23 protein-coding genes, 1 tRNA gene and 1 pseudogene are annotated in these 26,360 nt (G+C 32.4%); 14 read left to right on the plus strand and 11 right to left on the minus strand.

The window, feature by feature from the left end; genetic code table 11:
* Positions 1–105, plus strand: a pseudogene (locus EM932_RS21515) (ISAon1 family transposase); the annotation flags it as partial.
* 95 nt (positions 106–200) lie between these two features.
* Here EM932_RS21515 and EM932_RS19440 read toward each other — a convergent pair.
* Positions 201–274, minus strand: a tRNA-Asn gene (locus EM932_RS19440).
* Between the two features lie 73 nt (positions 275–347).
* Positions 348–1,676, minus strand: coding sequence for an RIP metalloprotease RseP (gene rseP / locus EM932_RS19445; RefSeq protein ID WP_135878874.1), 1,329 nt, complete (start codon positions 1,674–1,676; stop codon positions 348–350).
* A 245-nt stretch (positions 1,677–1,921) separates the two neighbouring features.
* Between rseP and EM932_RS19450 the strand changes: the two genes are divergently transcribed.
* The 5 genes from EM932_RS19450 (at position 1,922) to EM932_RS19470 (ending at position 6,332) form a co-directional block, all read left to right on the plus strand.
* Entirely contained in the window at positions 1,922–2,596 is a 675-nt protein-coding gene (locus EM932_RS19450; RefSeq protein WP_135878875.1) for an SCO family protein, read from the plus strand.
* 72 nt (positions 2,597–2,668) lie between these two features.
* Positions 2,669–2,902 carry a FeoA family protein gene (locus tag EM932_RS19455; RefSeq protein WP_135878876.1) on the plus strand — a complete coding sequence of 78 codons (234 nt, stop codon included), beginning with the start codon at positions 2,669–2,671 and terminating at the stop codon, positions 2,900–2,902.
* The gene (gene feoB / locus EM932_RS19460) at positions 2,899–5,136 is read left to right on the plus strand and encodes a ferrous iron transport protein B (protein WP_135878877.1); all 2,238 of its coding nucleotides are present in this window, start codon (positions 2,899–2,901) and stop codon (positions 5,134–5,136) included. The genes EM932_RS19455 and feoB overlap by 4 nt, the downstream gene beginning before the upstream one ends.
* A 34-nt stretch (positions 5,137–5,170) precedes the next feature.
* Positions 5,171–5,308, plus strand: coding sequence for a FeoB-associated Cys-rich membrane protein (locus EM932_RS19465; RefSeq protein WP_135878878.1), 138 nt, complete (start codon positions 5,171–5,173; stop codon positions 5,306–5,308).
* 136 nt (positions 5,309–5,444) lie between these two features.
* Complete coding sequence (locus EM932_RS19470; protein ID WP_135878879.1) at positions 5,445–6,332, plus strand: 3-keto-disaccharide hydrolase; 888 nt, start codon at positions 5,445–5,447, stop codon at positions 6,330–6,332.
* A gap of 11 nt (positions 6,333–6,343) precedes the next feature.
* On the opposite strand, the gene EM932_RS19475 is transcribed toward EM932_RS19470, so the two are convergent.
* Positions 6,344–7,000, minus strand: a complete 657-nt coding sequence (locus EM932_RS19475; RefSeq protein WP_135878880.1) for a metal-dependent transcriptional regulator — start codon at positions 6,998–7,000, stop codon at positions 6,344–6,346.
* A gap of 100 nt (positions 7,001–7,100) precedes the next feature.
* Between EM932_RS19475 and EM932_RS19480 the strand changes: the two genes are divergently transcribed.
* From EM932_RS19480 to EM932_RS19510, 7 genes are all read left to right on the plus strand, one after another.
* Positions 7,101–9,356 (plus strand): TonB-dependent receptor, encoded by a 2,256-nt coding sequence (locus EM932_RS19480; RefSeq protein WP_135878881.1) that lies wholly within the window; start codon positions 7,101–7,103, stop codon positions 9,354–9,356.
* Positions 9,357–9,359: 3 nt separating this feature from the next.
* Positions 9,360–9,809 carry a thioredoxin family protein gene (locus EM932_RS19485; protein WP_135878882.1) on the plus strand — a complete coding sequence of 150 codons (450 nt, stop codon included), beginning with the start codon at positions 9,360–9,362 and terminating at the stop codon, positions 9,807–9,809.
* 60 nt (positions 9,810–9,869) lie between these two features.
* Complete coding sequence (locus EM932_RS19490; RefSeq protein WP_135878883.1) at positions 9,870–10,778, plus strand: metal ABC transporter solute-binding protein, Zn/Mn family; 909 nt, start codon at positions 9,870–9,872, stop codon at positions 10,776–10,778.
* Positions 10,779–10,986: 208 nt separating this feature from the next.
* Entirely contained in the window at positions 10,987–11,724 is a 738-nt protein-coding gene (locus EM932_RS19495) for a metal ABC transporter ATP-binding protein (RefSeq protein WP_135878884.1), read from the plus strand.
* 397 nt (positions 11,725–12,121) lie between these two features.
* A complete protein-coding gene (locus EM932_RS19500) occupies positions 12,122–13,249 on the plus strand; it encodes a metal ABC transporter permease (protein ID WP_135878885.1) in 1,128 nt (375 codons plus the stop codon).
* Complete coding sequence (locus EM932_RS19505) at positions 13,242–14,402, plus strand: metal ABC transporter permease (protein ID WP_135878886.1); 1,161 nt, start codon at positions 13,242–13,244, stop codon at positions 14,400–14,402. Before EM932_RS19500 ends, EM932_RS19505 begins: the two co-directional genes overlap by 8 nt.
* A 165-nt stretch (positions 14,403–14,567) precedes the next feature.
* Positions 14,568–14,927, plus strand: coding sequence for a YraN family protein (locus tag EM932_RS19510; RefSeq protein ID WP_135878887.1), 360 nt, complete (start codon positions 14,568–14,570; stop codon positions 14,925–14,927).
* A gap of 147 nt (positions 14,928–15,074) precedes the next feature.
* Here the strand turns inward: EM932_RS19510 and EM932_RS19515 are convergent, their stop codons facing one another.
* Both EM932_RS19515 and mfd read right to left on the minus strand, forming a co-directional pair.
* Complete coding sequence (locus EM932_RS19515; RefSeq protein WP_135878888.1) at positions 15,075–16,403, minus strand: TlpA family protein disulfide reductase; 1,329 nt, start codon at positions 16,401–16,403, stop codon at positions 15,075–15,077.
* A gap of 146 nt (positions 16,404–16,549) precedes the next feature.
* Complete coding sequence (gene mfd / locus EM932_RS19520; protein ID WP_407925223.1) at positions 16,550–19,888, minus strand: transcription-repair coupling factor; 3,339 nt, start codon at positions 19,886–19,888, stop codon at positions 16,550–16,552.
* Positions 19,889–20,186: 298 nt separating this feature from the next.
* On the opposite strand from mfd, the gene EM932_RS19525 reads away from it, so the two are divergent.
* Positions 20,187–20,618, plus strand: coding sequence for a tellurite resistance TerB family protein (locus EM932_RS19525; protein ID WP_135878890.1), 432 nt, complete (start codon positions 20,187–20,189; stop codon positions 20,616–20,618).
* A 227-nt stretch (positions 20,619–20,845) separates the two neighbouring features.
* Here EM932_RS19525 and EM932_RS19530 read toward each other — a convergent pair whose 3' ends face one another.
* The 6 genes from EM932_RS19530 to EM932_RS19555 form a co-directional block, all read right to left on the minus strand.
* Entirely contained in the window at positions 20,846–21,187 is a 342-nt protein-coding gene (locus tag EM932_RS19530; RefSeq protein WP_135878891.1) for a hypothetical protein, read from the minus strand.
* A 366-nt stretch (positions 21,188–21,553) separates the two neighbouring features.
* Positions 21,554–21,982: a hypothetical protein gene (locus tag EM932_RS19535; RefSeq protein WP_135878892.1), complete on the minus strand. Its 429-nt coding sequence runs from the start codon at positions 21,980–21,982 to the stop codon at positions 21,554–21,556.
* Positions 21,969–22,484, minus strand: a complete 516-nt coding sequence (locus tag EM932_RS19540; RefSeq protein ID WP_135878893.1) for an RNA polymerase sigma factor — start codon at positions 22,482–22,484, stop codon at positions 21,969–21,971. The genes EM932_RS19535 and EM932_RS19540 overlap by 14 nt, the downstream gene beginning before the upstream one ends.
* A gap of 364 nt (positions 22,485–22,848) precedes the next feature.
* Complete coding sequence (locus tag EM932_RS19545) at positions 22,849–23,256, minus strand: hypothetical protein (RefSeq protein WP_135878894.1); 408 nt, start codon at positions 23,254–23,256, stop codon at positions 22,849–22,851.
* A 352-nt stretch (positions 23,257–23,608) separates the two neighbouring features.
* Positions 23,609–24,625 (minus strand): T9SS type A sorting domain-containing protein, encoded by a 1,017-nt coding sequence (locus EM932_RS19550; protein ID WP_135878895.1) that lies wholly within the window; start codon positions 24,623–24,625, stop codon positions 23,609–23,611.
* Positions 24,626–25,055: 430 nt separating this feature from the next.
* Entirely contained in the window at positions 25,056–26,087 is a 1,032-nt protein-coding gene (locus tag EM932_RS19555; RefSeq protein ID WP_135878896.1) for a phosphotriesterase family protein, read from the minus strand.
* Positions 26,088–26,360: the final 273 nt, after the last annotated feature.

A 26,360-nucleotide genomic window follows, 5' to 3' on the forward strand; every position in this document is an offset into this window, starting at 1 on the left:
TCGGCGGAATCTTTCAATGCTAAAATTAAAGCCTTCAGGGCTCAGTTCAGGGGTGTCAAAAATGTAGAATTCTTCCTCTTCAGATTAACTAGGATTTTTGCCTAAACACAACTTTTGCACATGATCCGGCTTTACCCAGAGCTTTACCTTGTTAAAACAAAAAAGACCTTACATTTCTGTAAAGTCTTTCTCTTACTAAGCTCCTTCTCTTGGGCTCGAACCAAGGACCCTCTGATTAACAGTCAGATGCTCTAACCAACTGAGCTAAGAAGGAGTGTGTGTTTTCGCCTTAGCGAGCGCAAATATATGTATATTTTTATTTACTGCAAATAAAAATTTTAAAAATTTTATCCGAAAATAGCTTTATAAATGTCATTCCCATTAGCAAATAAAACTAAAGCTATTAAGATAAAGAAACCAACCATTTGTGCGTACTCCATAAATTTGTCCCCTGGCTTTCTTCCAGACACCATTTCATATAGTAAAAACATTACATGACCACCATCTAAAGCTGGTATGGGTAACAAGTTTAATACACCCAACATAATAGATAAAAAGGCTGTTAATTGCCAGAATGCAGCCCAATTCCAAGTAGAAGGAAACATCTTTCCTATAGCTGCAAAACCACCTATTTGAGATGCCCCTTTTTTAGTGAAAATATATTTGAACTGTGCTAAATAGTCTTTAATTGACCAATATCCAACGGACAAACCACTAGAAATACTTTCTCCAAAAGAATAGTCTCTATGTTGATATTCAACATAAGATTCATCTGTAGGGGTTGGCAGAATTCCTATCTTATTATCTTCAGTTGGTGTAATTAAAAGTGTCTTAATAACTGAATCTCTTTTAACCGTTAAATTAATACCTTCTTTTACATTATTCTTTAACGCATAAGTTAAATCGGAATAATAATTAATCTCTTTCCCATTAATACTTAAAATTTTATCCGTTAATAACAGTCCTGCTTCGGCAGCAGGATAATCAGGAACTATAGAATCTAATTTAAAAGGAAATCTAGGAGTCAATGCTGGTATATCCCCCGATTCGAAAAGTTGTGTTCCTATATCTTCAGGAACTTTTAGGGTTTCAACCGAACCATCTATTCTCTTTACTTCAATATTATCTACAGTTCTGAACATTAAATACGTAGATAAATTATCAGCCTCAGCAAAAGGAGTGTTATTTATAGAAACGATTTTATCACCATCCTTAAAGCCATATTGTTCCATGGTCTTGGTAACTCCATAACCATATTTTATATCGTCTGTATTTTGGTAGTCTTCACCCCAAACAAACAATATCATCATATAGATAAAAAAGCCCAATAAAAAATTAACAATAACACCACCAAGCATAATAATTAAACGTTGCCATGCTGGTTTAGAACGAAATTCCCATGGCTGAGATTCTTTAGCCATTTGCTCCGTATCCATACTCTCGTCAATCATACCCGCTATTTTAACATAACCCCCTAACGGCAACCAACCTATACCATAAACTGTATCACCTATTTTCTTTTTGAATAAAGAAAATTTTACATCAAAAAATAAATAAAACTTTTCTACTCTTGTTTTAAATATTTTAGCGGGGATAAAATGACCCAGCTCATGCAAAACAACTAAAATGGAAAGGCTTAATAATAATTGAGCCGCTTTTATTAAAAATACAGACATGTATTACATTTTTTTTATAACCGCACAAAAGTAAGCTTTTAAACCAACTTTAAAAAAACAATTATAATATGCTCTTATTATTTAACATGAATTTAAGCCTAAATACTATATACCTAAATTTATCAATTCTATTTTTGGTTTTAAAAGACGAGATATAATATCCTAAAAAATTTCTTTTTCTAATTAAATTTTTAGGCTCCAATGTTTCATTGTATTTTTGTATAAGTTTAATTTTAACAGTTAAAATGTTATCATTTTTTAAGGATTACAAAGGGTTTGCAATTGTTTTTGTCATTATTTCCATTGTTATAGTTTCAATTATTTATAACACCCTAAATGTTTATCAACCACTACCTATTTATCAACCTACTATGGTGAGTACAGAATTGGTAGACAGTACCATACAATATAAAAAGAAGTATCATAAAATAGCCGATTTTTCACTTACCAATCAAAACGGTAAAACAGTCACACAAAACGATTATAAAAACAAAATATACGTGGCCGACTTCTTTTTCACTACCTGCCAGACTATTTGCCCTATTATGACCGATCATATGGCGCAAATACAACAAAAAATTATTAATGACAACGACGTCATGTTACTGTCTCATTCTGTAACTCCAGAAATAGATACTGTTGCTCAACTAAAACGCTATGCTAAGAAAAAAGGAGTAAATGATAGTAAGTGGAATTTAGTTACTGGTGACAAAAAACAAATATATCAACTTGCCAGAAAAAGTTACTTAGCGGTTAAAGACCAAGGAGATGGGGGATCTTTTGATATGGTACATACTGAAAACTTCATGCTTATTGATAAAAAACGTCAAATAAGAGGCTTTTATGATGGTACAAATAAGGAAGATATTGATCGCTTACTTGATGATATTAAAATCCTAAAAGAAGAGTATCAAAAATAGTTTTCTATCAACCATTTTTTTAGGCTACTTTTTTATACTATTTTTGCTTCTTTAAAATCAATCTAAATAAGCTTGCAAGACACTTTAGCACAACTCAAACGTGGTGAAAAGGGTATTATTACCGATGTTTCATCTATTCATATACCTTTAAAACTCTTAGAAATGGGATGTTTACCGGGCAATTCTGTGCAACTTGTACAACTTGCTCCTTTCCAAGACCCTATATATCTCAACATAAATGGTACTCATTTGGCTATTAGGAAGGAAACTGCTTCTCATGTTTTAATTGAAAAGACCGGAACATGAGTAAGCAAATAAACGTCGCCTTAATTGGTAATCCAAATACAGGAAAAACATCTGTTTTTAATGCGTTAACAGGATTAAACCAAAAAGTTGGTAATTATCCAGGTATTACGGTTGAAAAAAAAGAAGGAATATGCAAATTACCCAGAGGTGTCAAAGCACATATTATCGATTTACCTGGAACCTATAGCCTTAACGCTTCTTCTCTTGATGAAAATGTTGTTATAGAACTCCTTTTAAATAAAAATGACAAGGATTTTCCAGATGTTGCAGTTGTTGTAAGTGATGTTGAGAACTTAAAACGAAATCTTTTATTATTTACTCAAATTAAAGATTTAGAAATCCCTACGCTCCTTGTTATTAATATGGCGGACAGGATGAGTTACAAGGGTATTTCATTAGATATTGATTATTTAGAAAAACACCTTGAAACCAAAATTGCCTTAATAAGCACCAGGAAGAATGAAGGTATCGATAATTTAAAAAACCTCATTGCTAATTTTAAAGATCTTTCTATAACGCCTTGCATTAATGCTTCTGAAATAGATCAGGATTATTTTGACAATTTACGCAAAGCATTTCCTAACCAACTTTTATATAAACTTTGGTTAGTTATTACGCAAGATGTTAACTTTGGAAAAACAGATAGAAACAAAATTGACGCAGTAGCCAATTTTAAAACAAAAAGCAAAGGTGATTTAAAGCGTTTACAACAAAAGGAAACTATTAAACGCTATCAGTTTATAAACAATGTTCTTAAAAAAGGACAAACTATTGATGTTACACAAGCCAAAGATTTACGAACAAAACTAGATCGTATTTTAACTCATAAAGTTTGGGGCTATGTTATTTTCTTTGTCATTCTACTTCTCATTTTTCAGGCAATTTATGACTGGTCTAGTGTGCCAATGGATTTTATTGATACTGTTTTTGCATCATTAAGCGAATGGGTTAAGAACATGCTACCAAATGGTGCTTTCACCAATTTATTAGCAGAAGGTATTATTCCTGGTCTTGGTGGTATTGTCATTTTTATTCCGCAAATTGCTTTTCTATTCTTATTTATCGCAGTACTTGAAGAAAGTGGCTACATGAGTCGTGTTGTATTTTTAATGGATCGCGTTATGCGACGTTTTGGTTTAAGCGGTAAAAGTGTTGTTCCATTAATTTCTGGTACTGCCTGCGCCATTCCAGCGATTATGGCGACACGAAATATTGAAAACTGGAAAGAGCGCTTAATTACCATTTTAGTAACTCCTTTCACAACATGCTCCGCCAGGCTTCCTGTTTATTTAATAATTATATCATTAGTTATTCCTGAAGGACATATTTTTATTTTAAGTTACCAGGCTTTAACTCTGATGCTTTTATATTTAATTGGCTTTATATCAGCAGTCTCTTCGGCCTATATTCTAAATAAAATTCTGAAAATAAAAAGCAAAACTTTTTTTGTAATTGAAATGCCCAATTACAAACTCCCCATGTTTAAAAACGTAGCTTTAACAGTTATTGAAAAAACAAAGTCCTTTGTTTTTGGAGCAGGGAAAATTATCTTAGCAATATCAATAATAATTTGGGTGTTGGGCTCTATTGGTATTAACTCGAACTATAATAACGCAAAAGTTATTGTGAATCAAAAAATTAATGAAAATGGTTTCAATAAGATTCAATCGCTTTCTTTACAAAATAAGCAGGAGCGTTATAAAAGTAGTTTAATCGAAGACCATGATAACATCACTAAAAATCAAATTTCTGATTCAATAATCTATAAAACCCCTCTTTTCAAAAAAGCTGTAATTAATGATGAAATTGCATCTCTTAAATTAGAGAACTCTGTTTTAGGATACATAGGAAAAGCCGTTGAACCAGCAATAAAACCTTTAGGGTATGATTGGAAAATAGGGATCGCCATTGTGAGTTCCTTTGCAGCAAGAGAGGTTTTTATTAGTACTTTATCCACCATTTATAGTGTTGGAAGTGAAATAGAAGATAATGATAACAAGACAATTCGCGCCAAAATGGAATCTGAAAGACATCAATTAACAAATAAAGCTGTTTTTACATTCGCATCAGGCATTTCATTACTATTATTTTATGCCTTTGCTATGCAATGTATGAGTACACTTGCTATTGTAAAAAAAGAAACCAATAGTTGGAAATGGCCCGTTTTACAACTAGTAATTATGACTACTTTTGCTTATATCGTAGCATTAATTGCATTTCAATTTTTAAAATAAGTAAATTTATCAAACCAATTGCGACAAAACACGTATGAACACCATTATTCAAAACATATTAGTATTTACAGCAATGGTTTTAGCTATATCGTTTTTGGTTAAAAAATTCTTCTGGAAAAAATCAAAACCGAAAAAAGCTTGTGGTGGAGATGATGGTTGTGGTTGTCATTAAATCCTTCACAGCTTAAATAGCGACTTAAGATTTAAGTTAATATTCATAAAAAATATTAGTTCCATTACACTATCTTAGTTTTTATAGTTACTTTAGGTCGTTTATAATTTAAATGACCTATGCTAATCTATTAAAAATGAAAAAAACATACTTCTACGCATTAACTTTATTATTACTATTTCCAAGTTTCATATCTGCTCAAAAAAAAGGTAAAACAATCAAATTATTTGACACAAATTTAAGTCATTTCGAAAAGTGGAATGGTGTACCACATACAACTGTAGAAGGGTTACCAATAGGAACATATCAATCTGACAATGTTCATAACGGAACACCTTTAGGACTTAACAATGATATAAAAAATGTTTTTTCTGTGATTACAGAAAATGGAGAGCCTGTATTAAAAATTACAGGTGAAATTTATGGAGGCTTAACAACAAAATCATCATACGGAAATTATCATTTAAGTGTCATGTTTAAGTGGGGCGATAAAAAATGGGCTCCAAGACTAAAAGCCTTGAGAGATAGTGGTATTCTATACCATTGTTATGGTGAACATGGTCGTTTTTGGAAAACTTGGAAAACCAGCATGGAATATCAAGTGCAAGAAACCGATATGGGTGATTTTATTCCTATTTCTGGTAATACAGAGACCCCTAAAAAACCTGGCCCTCAAGTAGAAATACGAGGAAAAAAAGGAAAAAAGAGAAGTATGTACGCCCCTAATTCTGATACATATTTAGATAAAATTGGGTATACAAGCGCTTCCAAAGAACCTGATGCACCCCATGGCGAGTGGAACCATTTAGAAATTTATGTTGTTGGCAACGATGCTGTTCATATTGTAAATAGCGAAATTGTCATGGTCGTTGAAAACGCTATAAACCCTGAAGATGGAACACCTTTAAATAAAGGGCAAATACAAATTCAATCTGAAGCTGCGGAATGTTATTATAAAGATCTTACGTTAACAGGTATTAAAAAATTCCCAAAATTTATAAAGAAACAAGTTCGATTTAAATAGGCAATAAGTACTTAAGAAACCTTTACAAATAGGTTATTGGCAATCATATTAGAGATTATTAACTCTTTCGTCTTTATTTTTATGGTAATGGAATTATCAAAAGGTTCTCGGTGACAAACCTTTAGTTCTGTACCTAAAGCTATATCATTTTTATCTAGATATTTTAAAAAATCTGACGAAGAATCCTGAACACCTACACAGATACAATCATTTCCTATTTTAGCTTCAGAAAGTAGAATTTTATCAATTTTTTTAATGTTACCCATTTTATCTGGAATAGGATCACCGTGTGGATCATAGGTAGGGAATTCTAAAAACGCATCTAACTGACTAATTAATTTTTTAGACTTTATATGCTCTAACTGTTCCGCTACTTCATGAACCTCATCCCATGAAAAATTTAGTTTCTCAACCAAAAAAACCTCCCAAAGCCTATGTTTTCTAACAATATTAATAGCAATTTCTTTTCCCTTTTCAGTTAAAGTAACCCCTTGATATTTTTTATAATCAACATATCTTTTCTCGGAAAGCTTCTTAACCATATCGGTTACAGACGAAGCTTTTGTTTCCATCTCTTTAGCAATAGCATTCGTGCTCACATTATTTACACCATACTTTCCCAGATGATAAATTGCTTTAATATAATTTTCTTCCGTAAGGGTTATCATAACTATTTTTTAGGCAAAACAAAGATAGGATAATTAATAAGATTAAAATAATTTTTAGACTAATCTAAAAATTATTTTATATTTGCATAAAAATATAACCATGAGATATCTAATAATACTCTTTATAAGTGTATTATCTTTTACATTAAATGCACAAAGTATAATGGGCAAAACAGAATCGGATGGGAGATCTTTACCTTATGTGAACATTTATTTAAAAAGTGAAAAAAAAGGAGCCGTATCTAATGAAGATGGTTCATTTAAAATAAACAATGTAAAAGCTGGAACATATACTATTATTGCTTCATTCACTGGGTATCAAACTCAGAGAAAAACAATCACCATGTCTTCAGATAACGTCGTTATAAATTTTGATTTACCTGAATCTGAATTACTGGAAGAAGTCGTAGTTACTGGAACTCTAAAACCAGTTTCGAGAATTGACAGCCCTGTTCCTGTTGAAGTTTACACTCCTGCATTTTTCAAAAAGAACCCTACACCTAGTATTTTTGAAGCTTTGCAAAATGTTAACGGCGTACGCCCTCAGTTAAATTGTGGTTTGTGCAACACAGGTGATATTCATATTAATGGGCTAGAAGGTCCTTATACACTAGTGTTAATTGATGGTATGCCTATAGTAAGTGGTCTTTCTACTGTTTATGGATTATCAGGTATTCCAAATAGTTTAGTAGAGCGTGTTGAAATTGTAAAAGGTCCAGCATCATCACTTTACGGAAGTGAAGCTGTAGCTGGTTTAGTTAATGTGATTACTAAAAAACCTGGAAATGCACCTCTATTTAGTGCAGATGTCTTTGGGTCATCTTGGGGTGAATTTAATTTTGACCTTGGCGGGAAATTTAAGTTAGGTAGTGCCTCTTCTTTATTGGGAGTCAATTACTTTAACTACAATCAGCGTATAGATAATAATAAGGATGGTTATACAGATTTAACACTGCAAGACAGAATTTCGGTATTTAACAAATGGAGTTTTGAACGTAAAAGCGGCAAAGCATTTTCAATAGCAGGGCGTTTCTTTTATGAAGACAGATGGGGTGGCGAAAACAATTGGAATCCAAATTTTAGAGGAGGAAATGAGATATATGGAGAAAGCATCTACACTACACGAGGCGAATTGTTTGGCCTTTATGAATTACCAACTACAGAAGATATAGATTTTACATTTTCTGCGACCACACACGACCAAAATTCGTTTTACGGTAATACATCATACAACGCACAACAGTATATCGTCTTTGGGCAAACCACCTGGAATCGTGTCCTTGGAAAACATGATTTATTAGTTGGTGTCGCTGGGCGTTATAATTTTTATGATGATAATACCCCGGCCACTAGAAGTCAAAACAACAATACAAATAAGCCTGATGAAATAATTATTCCTAGTGTTTTTTTACAAAACCAATGGAAATTCGCGCCAAAACACGAATTATTGGCTGGACTTCGCTATGATTATGATGACAGACACGGTAACATTATCACACCCCGATTAGCTTATAAATTTGCACCAACCAAAAACGACGCTATTCGTTTTAATATGGGAACAGGTTTTAGGGTTGTTAATTTATTTACAGAAGACCATGCTGCTCTAACAGGTTCAAGAGAGGTTGTTATTGAAGGAGATTTAGATCCTGAAAAATCCGTCAATTTCAATATCAATTATTTAATGAAGCGTTATTTACCTTCTGGTACATTTTTTACTTTAGAAACCTCGGCTTGGTATACCTATTTTTCAAATAGAATTAATCCAGATTATGATACTAATGTAAACCAAATTAGATATGCTAATTCTAATGGTAATGCTATTTCTCAAGGAGTTAGTTTGCAAGCTGACATAAATTTTGGATTTGGGTTAAAAGCCATGATTGGAACATCTTTACAGGAAGTAGCCAATGTTGAAAATGGCGAAAAAACAAAACAACCATTAACAGAAGGGTTTAATGCTAACTGGGGCTTGAGTTACTTTGTAACTCAAGCGAACTTGTTGATAGATTTTACAGGAAACCTCTATGGACCAATGCGACTAGTCACTCAAGAATTTACTAACGAAGCTGGTATTTTTATTGATGACCCAAGAGACAAAAAATCTCCTTACTGGTCAATAATGAATATTCAGTTGACTTATGATGGTTTTAAAAATCTTGAAATTTACGGAGGCGTTAAAAATTTATTAGACTGGATACCTGCAAAGAATAATCCTTTTGTAATTTCACGAGGCAATGATCCTTTTGAAAAAACTATTCAAAACCCTCAACAAGATTTGAGCTTCGACACGACATACGTATACACGTCATTACAAGGTATTCGCAGCTTTTTAGGAATTCGTTATAATTTATTTTAATATTTGAAATACTTACTTTACATATTACTACTTACCTCACAATTGGGTTGGACCCAACTTAAAAACTATACTTTTAAAGAGCTTTCTCTTTTAAAAGAAGAACGCCCGATAGTTATATTTTTACACACGGATTGGTGCAAGTATTGTAAAGTGATGGAAAACACCACTTTTAAAAATGAAAAAATCATAGAAAAATTAAATGAAAGGTTTTATTTTATTTCTTTTAATGCAGAACAAAAAACCTCTGTAACTTTTAAAAATCATACATTTAAATATAAAAGTACAGGTAAAAAAACGGGGATTCATGAATTAGCAGAAGCTTTAGGTACTGTTGAATCTAAAATATCTTATCCTACAACAGTAGTGTTAAACAACAAGAAAGAAATTGTGTTTCAGTATCCCTACTTACTCAAACCAAAAGAGTTTCTAAAGGTTCTCAATAAAATTGAATGAAAGATAAAAGAGTTTGTATTTTTGAAACAAATCTTTTTCATTAAAAGGTAAATTTATAGCATGAAAAAAACAATATTACTTCTATTATTAATAGCATTATTTTTCAACTGCAAAAACGAAAAAAAGACTAATGACAAACTAAATGTAGTAACCACCACCTCTATGATTACTGATTTAGTAACTAACATAGGTGGCGACCATATCAATCTTCAAGGATTAATGGGAAGTGGCGTCGATCCGCATTTATATAAAGCCAGTGAAGGTGATGTCTCTAAATTAGCAAATGCTGATATTATTTTCTACAACGGACTACATCTTGAAGGCAAGCTTGTTGAAGTTTTCGAAAAGATGAAAAACAAAAAGACTATTGCTGTTTCTGATGCTTTAGATAAGAGGACACTTATTGGTTCGGAATACTTCGCATCTAATTACGATCCGCATATTTGGTTCAATATAGATTATTGGATTCAAATCACCGATTTTGTAACCGAAGAACTCTCCAATGCTCTTCCAGAAAAAGAAGCTATTTTTAAAGCAAATCGAGGACAGTATATAAAAAAACTGGGGGCCTTAAAAGCAACCATACATAGTACTATAGAATCAGAATTACCAAAAGAACAACGTATTTTGGTTACTGCACACGATGCTTTTAACTATTTCGGAAAAGCATTTCATTTTGAAGTGGTTGGCTTACAGGGTTTATCAACTGCTACCGAAGCTGGTGTTCAAGATGTTCAAAAGCTATCAGCTTTTATCATAGAAAAAAATGTAAAAGCTATTTTTGTAGAAAGCTCTGTACCCAAACGTACTATTGAAGCCTTGCAAGCTGCTGTAAATTCCAAAGGACACCATGTTATTATTGGAGGGTCTTTATACTCAGATGCACTTGGGAATGCGGGCTCTATTGAAGGCACATACATTGGTATGTTTGAATATAATGTAAACACCATAGTAAATGCGCTTAAATAAGTTAACAGTATTCAGTTGCAGTTTGCAGTATTCAATCAAATATAAAGCTCACTGTTATCTAAAAATAATATAAGCAAGTGTCTCCTTTCCTTTTTTAGGAAAGGTGGGTTTCAATTTCTTTTGAAATTGAAAGTCGGAAAGGGAAATAATTAATACGGTTTATGCCGAAGCTTATCTCGAACGGAGCTAAAAAACGGGAATAAAAAAAATGAAAAGCAACATTGCAATAAAAGTAGACGATTTAACCGTAGCCTATAACTACAAACCCGTACTTTGGGATATCGACTTAGAAATACCAGAGGGCGTTCTTATGGCCATTGTTGGACCAAATGGAGCAGGTAAATCAACACTCATAAAATCAATTCTTGGAATTTTAAACCCTATTGCAGGCAGTGTTAGTATCTACGGAAAATCTTATGAAAAGCAACGGGCATTAGTTGCTTATGTACCACAAAAGGGAAGTGTAGACTGGGATTTCCCAACAACAGCTTTAGATGTTGTAATGATGGGCACATACGGTAATCTGGGCTGGATAAAACGTCCTGGACAAAAAGAAAAAAAGAAAGCTTTGGAAGCCTTGGAAAAAGTAGGTATGTTACCTTTTAAAAATAGACAAATAAGTCAACTTTCCGGGGGGCAACAACAACGTATTTTTCTGGCAAGAGCTTTGGTTCAAGATGCTTCTATCTATTTTATGGATGAACCATTCCAAGGGGTTGATGCTACTACCGAAATTGCCATTATCAATATTTTAAAAGAACTAAGAAAAGCCAATAAAACGGTTATAGTTGTGCATCACGATTTACAAACAGTTCCAGAATATTTTGATTGGGTGACTTTTTTAAATGTAAAGAAAATTGCCACTGGTCCTGTTAAAGACATCTTTAATGATGACAATTTAACTAAGACCTATGGTATTAACTATAAAGTAAGTATACAAGAGTAGAAAAAGTATGCAGTTTACAATAACCCGTATACAGTGGCTTACTCGAAAGAAAAAGAATAATGAAATAAAACGAATAACAGCAAAAAAGAAAGTCCCATATTCGGACAAAGTCCGAATCATCAATCTGCAGAAATAATGAGCGAAGAAATGGAATCGCAAAGCGCAGCTTTAAGCGTGTAATTTCGGAAGAGAATGTTCCGCAGGAATTTCCTCAGGTTGATATGATTTTTTGGCTTGGTTTATCCTGAGCGTAGTCGAAGGGTTTTGTATCAAGACAAAATGAATAAAGTAATATTGAGATTCTGAAACAAATTTAGAATGATAAAAAATAAAATATGCGAAAAAGGGAGAGATTCCTGCCGCAGTTTATATTGAGCGCAGCCGAAAGGCAGGAATTATGGATATAACAGAATATATAAAGCTCGTCTTCACAGACTACACGTTAAGAACCATCACACTGGGCACGGCTATTCTAGGGGCAGTAACTGGTATGTTAGGAAGCTTTGCTGTATTACGAAAACAAAGTTTGTTGGGTGATGCCATATCTCATGCTGCACTACCAGGGATTGCCATTGCATTTTTAATTACAGGGGCGAAAGATAGTAACATTTTACTGTTAGGTGCTTTAATAAGTGGTCTCATTGGCACATTTTGGATTCGTGGCATTATTAGCAAAACACATTTAAAATCAGATACCGCTTTAGGGCTTATTCTGTCTTTGTTTTTTGGTTTCGGAATGCTTCTCTTAACCTTTATTCAAAAACAACCCAATGCAAATCAAGCAGGTTTAGATAAATATTTGTTTGGACAAGCAGCTACTTTAGTGGAAAGCGATGTTTGGCTCATGAGTATTGTGACCGGCGCTTGTCTTTTAGTTTTATTACTTTTTTGGAAAGAATTCAAAATTCTTCTTTTTGACGCCGATTATACAAAGACACTAGGTTTTAATACAAAATTCATCGATATTTTAATTACTACATTTATTGTATTAGCTATTGTACTAGGTTTACAAACGGTTGGTGTTGTACTTATGAGCGCTATGCTATTAGCTCCTGCTGCTGCTGCAAGACAATGGACCAACAGTTTAGGGGTTATGGTATTTCTGGCTGCTATATTTGGAGCATTTTCAGGTGTTTTTGGAACAGCCATTAGTGCTAGTCAAAACAATCTATCAACGGGCCCTGTAATTGTTATTGTTGCTGGCGTATTCGTTCTAATTTCTTTTATATTTTCACCTAGTCGGGGATTACTTTTCAAACAAATACGATTCATCAAAAATCGCCGTGATTTACAGCTTCATAAAACATTGTCATTTATGTATCATATTGCTGAAACACATGAAAATATCTCGCATCCTCATGCCATTAAAATCTTAAATAATTTTCAAGGATATACAAAAGGAACGCTTCAAAAATTAGTTCGGAAAAATTACGTGAAAATTGATGGTAGTATGTGGAGTTTAACATCAGAAGGGTTTAAAACAGCTTCTAATTTGTACAACCAACAAACCGAAGATAATGAGTAGTGCTCAAATAGAAATACAGCTTATTGCCAGTTTGGTTGCTATTGCTTGTGCGATACCTGGAACATTTTTAGTGCTTCGTAAAATGGCCATGATTAGTGACGCTATTAGCCATTCTATACTGCCTGGAATTGTTATTGGGTTTTTCATTACCCAAGATTTAAACTCGCCATTACTAATTTTTTTAGCAGCAATAACAGGAATTATTACAGTGGTTTTGGTAGAGTACATTCAAAAAACAGGCTTAGTAAAAGAAGATACTGCTATTGGATTAGTCTTTCCTATATTATTTAGTATAGGTGTTATCTTAATTGCTAAAAACGCTAATGACGTTCATCTGGATGTAGATGCTGTTTTATTAGGTGAATTGGCCTTTGCTCCTTTTAATAGGTTATTAATTGCTGGTGTAGATGTTGGTCCTAAATCATTATGGATTATTGGCTGCATTTTACTAATCACTATTGGACTACTATTTGCGTTTTTTAAAGAACTAAAAATAAGCACATTTGATGCTGGTTTAGCAGCCTCTTTAGGTTTCTCACCTGCTGTTATTCATTACGGTCTTATGACAGTTTCTTCAGTGACAACTGTTGGTGCTTTTGATGCCGTTGGAGCTATTCTAGTCGTCGCTTTAATGATTGCTCCCGCTGCAACCGCTTACTTACTTACCACCAATTTAAAACGTATGCTTGTTTACGCTATTTGCTTTGGAGTATTTAGTGCTATTTCTGGTTATTGGTTGGCACATTGGTTAGATGCTTCTATTGCTGGTTCTATTACGACCATGTTAGGTTTACTTTTTTTGATGGTTTATTTATTTGCTCCCAACAAGGGTGTCATTGCTGTACTTTACAGAGAAAAACAGCAACGTACTGAAGTTTCTTTACTTACCTTTTTACTGCATTTAAGGAATCATAGCGAAGAAGAAGAACGCCACGTTAATCATCTTAATGAGCATATTAACTGGCAAAAAGTACGGAGTAAAACAGTGTTAGAATTAGCACTTAAAAACAATATGATTGTTATTGATAATCATATTGTGTCGTTAACGGAAAAAGGTAAGGATTTTACTTCTCAAGCTCTTGACTATATTATTACCAACGAAGATTCTAAAATTGAACATATGAAAGATGACTTCTTTTTATTTAGGGGGTAGTCTCATTCAGAAGGAGGAACCTTATAAATACTATTATCAAGAAATAAAAATGGATGAAAGTCTGAAATTAGAAAACTTTTTTTATTTTAATTTTCATTTGAAGTAAAACAGTGAGATTCTTCGCTTTGCTCTGAATGAACAAAATATATTTTACCTTAGTAAATTATGGCAAAACACAACGAACTAGGAAAAAAGGGCGAACAATTAGCAGTCGATTTTTTATTGAAAAATGGTTATAATATTCTTGAACGTAATTATCGTTTTGATAAAGCTGAAGTTGATATTATAGCCCAACAAAAAGATACACTAGCCATTATTGAAGTTAAAACACGCTCAACAACCGATTTTGGAAATCCACAGGATTTTGTAAAACCAAAACAAATCCAGCGTTTAGTGAAAGCGGTTGACGAATATATAAATGTGAATGATTTAGATGTTGAAGTCCGTTTTGATATTATTGCTATTGTGAAAGCGGGAAAAGGTTTTAACATTGAGCATTTAGAAGATGCTTTTTATCATTTTTGAATTTGTTATTATTCTTACAAAAGAAAGAATTTGTTTTTAAATCCCAAAGATCTAGTGGATTCCTACCCTACTGAAACAAGTTCAGCACAAGTCGCAGGAATGACAAACTTGACGTAACAACATGCATGGGTGATAAACCTCTATAATTTATTCTTTTTCAAAAAACAGTTTTAAAGCTTCCATGTTTTCTGGTTTTGAAATGATACGCTTGTCTTTATCCAATATAAAATAGGTTGGTGTTGCAGTAACTCCATAATCGTTACCTATCTGGTTTTCCCATTTACCAGCCCCATAAACATGTATGAATTCTGGGTAATTAGAAATTAAATTTTTCCATTTCAGAGTATCTTCTTCTAAAGCGACAGCAACAATCTGTACGTTTCCTTTTTCTTTAGATTGAATGTATGTTCGTAATTGAGGAACTTCATCTAAACAATGTGAACAACCACTACTCCAAAATACAATGATATAACGTTCTGCTGTATTTAACTCACTTATTTTTTTGGTAATTGTCTTCCCTCCTTTTTGTATTTCTAAAGAAAAATCGGGAGCCACATTTCCTATAGAAAGGTTTTTAAATAAAATTAATCCGTGTAGAAGCTCTTGATCGTTCAACTCTACTGCGATATCCATTAAGTAGGTTTCTGCAATATAATTAGCAACATCTTCATAGTTTAAATCAGCCATTTGTTGCCACAAATCCACCAACAAAATTCTTTTAATTTTTATTGGCGCACCCTTCATAGCTTTACAAAACACATCAATATTTTTCTTGTAAGTAGCTATTTCGTCAGCAGAATTAAATGACATCCCGAACACATAATTGAGCATGCGTTCTTCTAAAAAACTAGAACTTTGAAGTGTTTTATCATTAAAATTTACAAAATCAAAATAATGGTGTCTTAAACTATCAACGTAAGTTTCGACATCTTTAAATTTTTTAGGAATATATGGTTTATTCGCTTTAATAAAAGAAAGCGCAATTGTATTCTTTGCAGCAGCTTCAAAACTGGACTGTGTTTCTGCTTGAGTTTTAAAAATGGAATTTAATGCTAGTGTATCTTCACTCTTTTGCCTAAAATAATTTCCAATACTTTGAGTAACCATAGACATACTATCTGTATAGGAAGCCAATAATTTGTTTTCAATAGAGTTTTGAAAAGTGACCCCTGTTTCAGAGTTAAAAGTTAGGTGTATATCTTCTTTTCCGTTGTAAATAACATCAAAATTATAATCTTCTTGGGGCACCGCATATACAATCCTGTACATCCCTTTTGTCGCAGCAGAATCTAATTTAAATTGAAATGTTCCATCTTCGTTTACTTCAGCATTTGCAATATACTCCGATAATGTGGGCGTTACCTTATATAACAACGCTACATTATAATCTTTTGCTGGTGAAAATTTGCCATTAATGGTATGTTGAGCAATAAGGATACCTGGTAATAAAACTGTTAAAAAGAATAAGCGGTTCAAAATTATACTCTATTTTTAGATTCCCACTTTTACTGAAATACTGAAACAAGTTCAGCACAAGCAAGTTCAGCACAGGCGCGAGAATGACATTTTCAAAATGAAACCTTGATACTTAAAATCAAGGTGTTTTTTTAATAAAACAATAATTAAGCCATAATGGGCTTTAATGTTTTCAATGCTTGTTTTACAGATTTTATATCATCAAAAGTAAGCATTAAACGCAATCCGTTTCGAGTTTGTTTTTCTTTCATTTTACAAATATCTGAATGTGTTTGAACAAACTGCAACACTTTTGTAAAGTTACTACTTTGATAGAAATTACTTTGCTGGTCGTTAATAAAATAACCAATAAATTTTCCTTGTTTCATAATAACTTTCTCAAAACCTATCTTAGTGGCTAACCATTTAATTTGGACACTATTTAATAAATCGGTCACTTGTTCTGGTAATTCTCCAAAACGGTCTAATAATTCTGCTTTAAAGGTACTTAATTCGTCCTCTGTTTTTAAATTATTTAATTGCGTGTATAGGTTTAATCGCTCTGCTATATTATTAACGTAACTATCTGGAAAAAGCAATTCAAAATCGGTATCAATGGTGACTTCTTTTACATACACCTTATCTTCATCAGATTCATTATACAGGTCTTTAAACTCATTTTCCTTAAGCTCTTCAATAGCTTCGTTTAATATTTTTTGATATGTATCAAAACCTATTTCATTTATAAAACCACTCTGTTCTCCTCCTAACAAATCTCCAGCTCCTCGAATTTCTAAATCTTTCATCGCTATATTGAAACCACTCCCAAGTTCGGTAAATTGTTCTAAAGCTGTGATACGTTTTCGGGCATCATCCGTCATAGCAGAATATTCTGGTGTAATAAAATAACAGAATGCCTTTTTATTACTTCTTCCAACACGGCCTCGCATTTGGTGCAAATCACTCAACCCAAAATTATTAGCATTATTAATAAAAATGGTATTCGCATTGGGTACATCAAGTCCACTTTCAACAATAGTTGTGCTTACCAAAACATCGAATGCACCATCCATAAATGCTAGCATGAGTTGTTCTAATTTTTTACCATCCATTTGTCCGTGACCAATACCTATTTTAGCATCTGGCACTAAGCGTTGAATCATGCCTGCTACTTCTTTAATATTTTCAATACGGTTATGAATAAAAAATATTTGTCCGCCACGTTCAATTTCATAACTCACAGCATCACGAATCGCGTCTTCATTAAAACGAATAACATGACTTTCTATTGGATAACGATTTGGTGGCGGTGTTGTAATAACCGATAAATCTCGCGCTGCCATTAAACTAAACTGAAGCGTTCTAGGTATGGGTGTTGCTGTTAAAGTCAATACATCAACATTATCTTTTAATGTTTTCAATTTTTCTTTTACTGCTACCCCAAATTTTTGCTCTTCATCAACAATTAACAACCCTAAATCTTTAAATTTTACGTTTTTATTTACGAGTTGATGTGTGCCTATAATAATATCCACATTGCCTTTTTCTAAACCTTCAAGAGTCTCACGTTTTTCTTTAGCCGTTCTAAAACGATTTACATAATCGACCGTAACAGGAAAATCTTTTAATCGTTCTCTAAATGTTCTGGAATGTTGGTATGCCAAAATGGTCGTAGGTACTAAAACAGCTACTTGTTTACCATTATCAATGGCTTTAAATGCTGCACGAATAGCAACTTCGGTCTTTCCAAAGCCAACATCGCCACAAACCAGTCTATCCATTGGGCGTTCGCTTTCCATATCTGCTTTAATATCTGCAGTCGCTGTACTCTGATCTGGTGTGTCTTCATAAATAAACGAGGCTTCCAACTCATGCTGCATATAACTATCTGGATTGTACTGATGGCCTTTTTCTGTTTTACGTTTTGCGTAAAGTTTTATTAAGTTAAATGCCACGTGTTTTACACGAGCTTTTGTTTTCTGTTTTAAAGTTTTCCAGGCTGTACTACCAAGTTTATATATTTTAGGTGGTTTTCCATCTTTGCCATTAAACTTAGTGATTTTGTGAAGTGAATGGATACTTAAATATAAAACATCGCGCTCTCCATAAACTAATTTTATCGCTTCTTGTTTTTTGCCTTCTACATCTATTTTTTGCAACCCTCCAAAACGACCAATACCATGATCGATATGTGTTACATAATCACCAATATCTAAATTCGTAAGTTCTTTTAAAGTAATGGCTTGCTTTTTGGCATACCCATTTTTAAGATGGAATTTATGATACCGTTCAAAAATTTGATGATCTGTATAACATGTGATTTTATTGTCATGATCAATAAAGCCCTGATGTAAAGAAAGTACAATAGTTTGATAAGACACGTCTTCTTCAACATCATCAAAAATATCTTTAAAACGCTTTGCTTGTTGTTCACTTACACAAGCAATATAATTAGTAAAACCTTTGTTGTGATTGGTGTTTAAGTCTTCTATTAAAAGGTTAAATTGCTTATTGAATGAGGGCTGCGGTGTGGTATTAAACTCAATAGTAAGAGATACCTCGGCTGCACTCGACATGGCAGCAGAACTACCAAAGTCAACAATTGAAAAATCTAATAATTGCTTTTTTAATAACGTTGAGTTACAAAACAGTTCATTTGGTTCGGCATGTTTAATATCTGTTGAAAGCGTTTTAAAAGCGTCTTCTGCTTTACTATAAAAATCATCGATTCTTGAAAAGAATAAATCGGCATTCTTTAAACAAACTACTGTTTTTTGAGCTATATATTTCAAGAAGCTTTGCCTCTTTTCTTCTAAAAACTTATTAGCAACATTAGGGATGATATTAATTTTCTTAATCTGTTCGACCGACAATTGAGTCTCTACATCAAAGGTTCTTATACTATCTACTTCATCTCCAAAAAACTCAATTCTATAGGGTTCATCATGCGAAAATGAAAACACATCTACAATACCACCACGTACTGAAAACTCTCCAGGTTCGGTTACAAAATCGACACGTTTGAATTGATATTCAAACAGTACTTCGTTTACAAAATCTATGGATAATTTTTCTCCAATCGATACTTTTAATGTATTGCGTTCCAATTCTTTTCTGGTCACTACTTTTTCGAAAAGCGCATCGGGATAAGTGACTATTATGGCTGGTTTTTTGCGCGAATTTATTCGGTTTAAAACCTCAGCACGCAACAGCACATTCGCATTATTGGTTTCTTCTATTTGGTAGGGTCTGCGGTAACTTCCAGGGTAGAACAGTACATCTTTATCGCCACATAGCTGTTCTAAATCATTTAAATAAAATGCCGCTTCTTCTTTATCGTTAAAAACAATTAAGAATGGTTTGTCTGCTTGCTTAAAAACACTAGAAATTACAAATGAAAAAGAGGATCCTACAAGTCCTTTTAAATGTGTTTTTGTTTGAGATTGGGCAATAGTAGTTTGCAGATTTTGCATTTGCAAAGTCTGCGCGTAGGTTTGTTCAAGCATGATTTTACTCACCTTATTTTTGTGTTTTAAGACTACAAATATAGTCTTTACTGTTTTTTTATAAGTTAAATATAAATGAAATTTAAGCGTATAAAAAGATATCGTATTTCGTTCCCGTTAGCAGCTTATTATAGTATAAATTCAAGGCAAACTAAAAAGGTAGCATTTTGTGTGTAAAATTGCATACAAAAAAGCTTAGGTTTTAATTTAATAAACAGCTTACTTTATCCTATTTTCATTTCATTTTATGTAAAAAATATGTAGGTTTGCACGACTTTAAAAACAAAAAGAATAAGATATGTCGTTTTCAAATTTATTTGATAGTGGATTTAAAAAGCGTAATGAGAACCATTTCGCAGCCATTGTACGTGTTGCCATGGATGATGGTATTATTACAGATGGGGAACAAGCGTTTTTAGATCGCTTAGCTCATAATCTAGATATTAGCGAAGAAGATTACAAAGCTATTTTAAAGAATTATAAATCCCACCCTATAAATCCACCAGTATCTTACGATAACCGTTTAGAGCGTTTATACGATTTAGTGCGTATGGTACATGTAGATACCATTAAAGGAGATTCTGAAAATTTACTATTGAAAAAAATTGGTGTTGGTCTTGGGTTTCATGCTGTTAATGTGAAATACATTATCGATAAGGCTTTAACTCTGGTAAATAATGGTGTGGATTTAGACACTTTTATTCATGAAATAAAACATATGAATGAATAGATAATAATTCTATGATACTTTATACAAAAAGAGGCTGTCTAAAAAGTAAGTTTTTAGTTTAAATGTCACATTGAGCGCAGTCGAAATGCTTTAGTTTTCAAAACATTATAACTTCGACTGCGCTCAGTTTGACAATAATTAATTGCTTTTTAGACAGCCTCTTTTTAATTTTATACGGTGTTACCAACTGGTATTTTCCAGTTTAACTTATAATTTGAAAAGCAGTTTTATTTTTTCTTTCCTTTTTTAGTTGTTACGATTATAACACCGTTGGGAGTGTTATATTTTTTCAAACCCTGCTCTTCTTTAAGCACTTCGATACTTTCAATATCATCAGGAGATAATTTCTTAATCATTTCTTGGTCAGATTTCTCTCCGTTAATAATTATCATCGGGTCTTTTCCCTTGGTACCATAACCTTTATCCTTTATCTGAGACTTATCTATCTCAACCATCTTCTTTTTTGTTACAATAAGCACGACGCCATTCTTTGCATTGTATTCTTTTATTGCCTTATCACCTTTAAGAACATTTACGGATTCAATTCTATTTGCGTCCAACAAATCCATTGGGAAATCGAACTTTTTTCCATCAACATAAATATCTGGTTTTGCACCATCTTTTATCTTAATATAGAGCTTTTCCCTTTTGTTTCTTTACTCTCTTGTGCTTGAATTAACGAAATTGATAGTAATACTACACATACCGTTAGAATTAAATTTTTCATATTTTTTAAATGTTTGCTTGTTAATAAATGAACTCATCTTGACTTTTTCTATTTCCTAAAAAACGGCTAAAATTCGTCCATATTTTTTTACTTTTTTTATGCTTAGCACTGCTATGCCCTGCAAAAAATGTCTCATCTGAACAAATTTTATCTCATTTTCGGTTAAAAACAAAAAGTCAAGATGAGTTCAATATTTGATTAAGGTTAATTATTCTGTAGTTGTATAAATAATTACCATTTCATTTTCATAAATAATACTTTGTTGAATCTCTGCTAAACCTGAATTAGACACCATATTTAGAGCTTGATTTAACAAAGCTTCTTTCTCAGAATAGTTGAGTTCTTTTTGTTTTGGGTTGGCTATAAAAAGTGAGATTAATAATATAACTGAAGCCGCTGCTGACATGATTCCAAAAAATATCTTGCGTTTTCTGATTTTTTTATTCTGAAATGATTCCCATAATATATCATTAAAATTCTTTGGTGTTTCTTTTTTATTATTTTTCACGAAAGTGGTCCATGCTTCCAATGAAGGTTCTGAGTTTTTAGCATTGTCAAACAAAAATTGTTCTTCGTTTAAAGTACTGTTTCCTTCTTTATATTTTTCAATTAATCTTTCAATTTTATCCTCTTTCATAGCTATATGCTTTTTCTAATTTTATACTTATCTGTTTTCTTGCTCGCGATAACAAAACTCTGACATGTTCAACTTTAAGTTGTGTTGCAGCAGCTATTTCAATAAATTCATAACCGTCTAAATCTCGCATTATTATAACTTCTCTTTGTTGTTCAGGTAGGCTTTTAACAATTTTTTTAATAATAGTATTTAGATTTAGCTCTTTCCATTCCAATTGTTCTTGACCGTTTTCTGATTTCAATATCTCAAGTTGCAAAGAAGAGTCATCAATTTCTAGTCTTTTTTTTCTCATTAAATCAATACAATAATTGCGAGCTGTTAAGAATACAAAACCTGTAATATTCGGATGTTGCCCAATTTGTTTACGTTTTACCCAGAGTTTCATCATTATTTCTTGAATAGCATCTTCAGCGTTTGTATTATTTCCAAGCATTCGAGAAACCATAGGAAACAAATGCTCAGATAGTGAAAATACTTTAAGTTTAAATTCTGTCTTATTCATTCTACTTTAATAACGATAAAATGGGTATGGACATAACAAAAAAAGTCACTTTATTTAAAAAAAACTCAACTAACTGATAGTCAATTGCAAAATCTGTTTTTTTAGAGTCGACGACGTTGAATCTCTTTGAAATTGAAAATACTTTTTTTGGAGCACGAGATAAACAAGTGATTTTTATCAAATCTAAATGAAGAAATACTCAGTTGTTATAATTTGGTACTTTGTTGGTAATGGTCTTGTGTAAGCGTCAGTAATGGGAAAGTGCGCGAGTACTTTCCGCTGAAGCAACTAATTTATAAAAAAGGCTTGGATTTCCAATTAGGAAATTCAGCCGTTATTGCGTTTACAATATGTGTAGTGTGTTTTATTCAATTATTTTTTGAAGAATGTATTTATCTTCAGTATTATCTAAACCATTATCAGAATGATACCTAATCAATGTCAATTCATTTTCATTAAAAGTATAATTCCAAACTCCACCTAAAATTAAAGACCAGTCAAATTCTGCAGTCCAAGGGCATTCATTTATAAATTCAATTTTATTAAATCCTATTCGATTGTATTTTCCACTACAGATTGCTGGAAATTTTATTATTTCACTACTTCCAGAGAATGTTCCGTTCTCAAAATTTAACTCAACATTTGAGATATTTCCATTTCTATCAAAGGTTCCAGTAAATCTGCCATTAATTTTCGATTCAAAGTTGTCATCATTACTACAAGCAACGATAAAAATTAAAATTCCTATTAGTATTATGATTTTTGATTTCATTACTTTCGTTATTTTTCTCTATTTATTTAGATGCAATTTCCTTTGAAAGGTTGCGTCAAAATGCACTACAACGATTATATAAACAAACCAAACATAAGAAATATCCAAGGGTTGAAGTAAACTTTTATAGCAAGTGACCAGGTTATTATAACTTATAATCATACAGATGCTGGTGACCATGCCAACGGCGTGGATCACAAATAGGATGCCGAGCTAGTTATATGGTGTTGAAATATTGATAATCCTTCGGAATTACCAACATTACAAAACCTCAAAATCATAATTATGAAATAAATGTTAACTTTTAAGAACTTGACTAGTGCTTTTCATAGAAGCTATTGTTTGCAAACCTTTATTTTTTTAAGATTTTGCTATATGCTTTATTACCTTGAGAGTCAATAATTTCAACAAAGTATAATTGTTGATTTCCAATTAATTCAAGCTGATATTTATTGGTTTTTACATTTGTATCACTTTTTATAATTTGTCCTAAACCATTATATACATTAATAGATACTCCTTTGCTTATATTCAGATCGATATTAACAATTTTTGAGGTTGGATTTGGATAGATTAACACCTTATCACCAATATGAGGAGAAGAAATACTTAATGTTCCCGAAATTGTGAATATAGGTTGAGTTCCTGTAAAATTTGTTCCACCTACAGATAAATCTTGTAACACTGTTTCACTTCCATTCCAATTAGATGTAGTACAAATAGCAGTTAGAACGGTTGCTTTATCACCAGACTGTACTCCCGTATAAACCATATTATCATTGTGACTACCTCCAGAAACTCCTGAAAGTGCTATAGCATTGACTCCGTTGGTAAGATTGGGTGGTAAGTAAGAGGTTGTTGCTGATGGTGTTCCTGTAGACATCCATGAATTTTGACCGTGTGTGTTTGTAGACCAATTGTTCCATCCAAAAACCCAATTTGTAGGTACAGAACTTGGTGATGCTCCTTGATAAATAAACCAATTATCACCTCCACTAACTGTAGCTGAACTACTACTAGTCCATCCTGTGGTACTTACACTACCGTAAGCAGATAGGTCACCACCTATTGTAGGTGTTCCATCACTACTGAATGTAATATTTAATATTGTTCCTGCTGGAACAGTTGATGAGGTAGACCAAGTTATTGCGCCTTCAGTAGTTCCTGTTGCATTAAAAGCACCAGAATTTAACCATCTAAAGTCTGAAATATAAATGGTTTGACCACTAGGGATTTCTGCTAAAGCAACAATTGCCATTCGGTCAGGTGAGCTATCTGAATTAAATCCTACAATTGCTAAATCGCCTTTTTCAAGTTGTGCATTAGCATAGAAACTGATAAGTGAAAATAGATAAGTGAAAATTTTCATAATTAATAGGTTTAAGTATATTTATTTGGTTATAATGTTTGCTAACGGTTTTGTATAAGATGAAAAACCGAAATTTGAGAAATTTAATAAGTTTAAATATTGCAGAGCACTCGTATCATCTGATTTTCCTATTATTGTTACCTTTTTAAAAGAATCTAATTCTTTTGTTTCTTTATTTGAAATAGTGGAATTTACTACAGAATTATTTTCGTTTTTCACTTCTTCTTTGCAACTACTAATAATAGTTAATGCTAATAAAAAAAACCATAGTGGTATAAAGTAAACTTCATATTTGTCTTTTCGATATTATTGCCAACGGTTTGCCAATATAGGTCATTATCCACCTTGGGAAACTTGGAAACGGAGACGAAATGCCGAACACAACCACTATCCCCACGCTTACCTAAATTGGTTGTTATGCCTCGTAATATTATTTATCATTTTTGTCTAAAGGATAGTTTCTAATTTCTATCGAGAAAGCTTTTGACGGATTGACACTAATTAATAATTTAAATTCATCATCTTTGAAACCATGCGATTTTAGTTCTGGATAGAGTTTCCTGAAAATATTTGTATATGGTTTGATAGTTTGATTTTCTTTTTGTGGATCATACCAACCGGAATCGTGCGAAATTAAAATTCTATCTAAAATTCCATTTCTTTTTGCAAATAATATTTTTTCAATATGTTTTTCCAACTCCCAACCTAATCCATCAAGACTTATCCAGCATCCCATCTTTGCAGCTTTAAGATAACTGTCATTATTATCTTCTGCCTGAGCATGCACCCAAATAAAAGACTCTGGTGAAACTCCCATTTCTTTAAGAATGTTCAATTGTGGCCATAAACCCATTGCTTTTCCCGTGTGTGATGCTATAGTTAAACCTGTTTTCAAATGAGTAAGGGCAGCAGCTTTTACCAATTTTTGATGCATTGTATGTAAGGAATCAGAATTGTCAACAGCAATCTTAATAAATCCAGGTCTAATGGAAGTTTCATCAATACCATTCTTGTATTCATTAATCCACATTTCAGCAAGATCTTTTACTGTCATTTCCTTAGCATATTGAGGAATAAATTTATTATTGCGAGCCCCATAAAGACCAGTATTTGTAATAATCCTAACACCTGTTTTATTAGCGATTTTTTCAAGAAGCAATACATCTCTTCCCAAGTAATTAGGTGTTGCATCAACGAAATAATTCACATTAAATTCTTTAAGTTCCTCGAAATAAGGTGTTACTTCTTTGATTATCGAATCATGATTCCATGTATTAGGTTGTATGCTATCCGCTCCTATAAAATCGACTAATATATGTTCGTGTGTTAACCATATTTTATCTGAGATTAGTTTATGTGTTTCGTTTACATCTTGTATTAGCGGCCATTTTTCAGATGACGTACATCCGTAACTTATTATTAATAAAAAAATAATACTATTTATTTTAAAAATATTATTCATTGCTTTGCTAATACAAATATTCATATCAATTGCTCATTAAATTAGTCAAATTTCGTCTACTATTGTGAGGCATAGCGTCTCGGCTATGGTTAGTACGGGAATTAAAAGTCATGAACTTTCGATTAAGCACTGAAACCCGTATTAACTATAGCATCCATGAAAAAGCAGTAAGTCGAGTATCTTTATAGATCACAAAAAATATAAAAGATATGAACACTCAAATTACTGCCTACCCAAAGTTATACATTGGAATTGACATTCACAAGCGAAGTT

This window comes from Flavivirga rizhaonensis (assembly GCF_004791695.1).
In the GTDB taxonomy this organism is placed as follows: domain Bacteria; phylum Bacteroidota; class Bacteroidia; order Flavobacteriales; family Flavobacteriaceae; genus Flavivirga; species Flavivirga rizhaonensis.